General features: G+C 68.3%; 1 protein-coding gene. It reads left to right on the top strand.

All coding sequences use genetic code 11. The annotated features are described in order from the left end of the window. Positions 1 to 2,111, top strand: a 2,111-nt coding sequence (locus tag VR44_RS32505; RefSeq protein ID WP_045951225.1) for a chitinase C-terminal domain-containing protein, incomplete at both ends; no start/stop codon positions are given.

The following is a 2,111-nucleotide window of genomic DNA, read 5'->3' as shown; positions in this document are numbered from 1 at the left end:
GGTCGGCGGGCTCTCCGCGGGCGTCTCGCACGCCGCCGACAACGAAAGCTGTCGCCCCGACGGGCTGTACAAGACGCCCGGAGTGGACGTCCCCTACTGCTCGGTCTACGACTCCGAAGGCCGCGAGAAGATGGGCGCGGACCACCAGCGCCGCGTCATCGGCTACTTCACCGGCTGGCGCACGGGCAAGGACGGCACCCCCGCCTACCTGGCCAACAACGTCCCGTGGTCCAAGGTCACCCACCTGAACTACGCCTTCGCCCACGTCGGCTCCGACAACAGGATCTCGGTGGGCTCGGACGGGCCGAACAACGCCGCCACCGGGATGACCTGGCCGGGCGTGGCGGGCGCCGAGATGGACCCGGCCCTCCCCTACAAGGGCCACTTCAACCTGCTGAACAAGTTCAAGAAGCAGTACCCGAACGTGAAGACGCTGATCTCGGTCGGCGGCTGGGCCGAGACGGGCGGCTACTTCGGCGACGACGGCAACCGCGTGGCGTCGGGGGGCTTCTACTCGATGGCCACCAATGCCGACGGCTCCGTCAACCAGGCGGGCATCGACACCTTCGCGGCCTCCTCCGTCGACTTCGTGCGCAAGTACGGGTTCAACGGCGTCGACATCGACTACGAGTACCCGACCACGATGAAGGACGCGGGCAACCCGCTGGACTGGCAGCTGTCCAACGCCCGCCGGGCCGGGCTGGTCCAGGGCTACGCGGCCCTGATGAAGTCGCTGCGCGAGCAGCTCGACCGCGCGGGCGCCGCCGACGGCAAGCACTACCTGCTGTCCGTCGCCGCCCCCTCCTCCGGCTACCTGCTGCGGGGCATGGAGACGTTCCAGATGCAGAAGTACCTGGACTACGTCAACATCATGTCCTACGACCTGCACGGCGCCTGGAACGAGTACGTCGGCCCCAACGCCTCCCTCTTCGACGACGGCAAGGACGCCGAACTGGCGGCCGCGGGCGTCTACTCCACCTCCCAGTACGGCGGCGTCGGCTACCTCAACACCGACTGGGCGTACCACTACTTCCGCGGTTCCATGCCGTCGGGCCGGATCAACATCGGCCTGCCGTACTACACCCGCGGCTTCAAGAACGTGCAGGGCGGCACCGACGGCCTGTGGGGCAAGGCCCCGGCCACCAGCTGCCCGGCGGGTGCCGGTCTGACCAAGTGCGGTGACGGCGCGGTCGGCATCGACAACCTCTGGCACGACCTGGACACCAACGGCGTCGAGTCCCCGGCGGGCTCGAACCCGATGTGGCACGCGAAGAACCTGGAGAAGGGCGTCGTCGGCGACTACGTCACCAAGTACGGCTTCCCCGCGAACACCACGCTGACCGGCACCTACGCCCGCAAGTACGACTCCACGCTGGTGGCGCCGTGGCTGTGGAACGCGCAGAAGAAGGTCTTCCTGTCGACGGAGGACGAGCAGTCCGTCGCCGCCAAGGCCGACTACGTGGTGAACAAGGGCATCGGCGGCACGATGGTCTGGGAGCTCGCGGGCGACTACGCGTACAACGCGGCCAAGGGCCAGTACGAGATGGGTGACACCCTCACCTCCCTGATGTACGACAAGTTCAAGGCGGCCTCCCCGTACGGCGCGAAGAAGGCCGGGAGCACGCTGCCCACCCAGACGGTGGACATCAGGACGGAGTTCACGGACTTCAAGCTGGGCGACTCGAACTACCCGATCACGCCGAAGCTGAAGATCACCAACAACACGAAGACGACGCTGCCCGGCGGCACCGAGTTCCAGTTCGACTACGGCACCTCGGCCCCGGACAACGCCTCCGACCAGTCCGGCTTCGGTACGAAGGTGATCAGCAGCGGCCACACCGGCCCCAACGTGGGCGGCCTGAAGGGCGACTTCCAGCGGGTCTCGCTCAAGCTCCCGGCCTGGCAGTCGCTGGCCCCGGGCGCCACGGTCGACCTGGCGTTCAACTACTACCTGCCGGTGTCCACGCCCTCCAACTGGACGGTGAACATCTCCGGCACCACGTACGCCCTCGCCGGGGACCTGGCGCGCGGCAGCACGCCGACGGAGCCGGGCGGCACCCAGCCCCCGACCACCCCGCCCACCACTCCCCCGACGACGCCCCCCACCACCC

The organism is Streptomyces katrae (genome assembly GCF_000966975.1).
Taxonomy (GTDB): domain Bacteria; phylum Actinomycetota; class Actinomycetes; order Streptomycetales; family Streptomycetaceae; genus Streptomyces; species Streptomyces katrae.
Note: the sequence above shows the minus strand (reverse complement) of the source record. Positions and strands in the feature narration are given on the sequence as shown.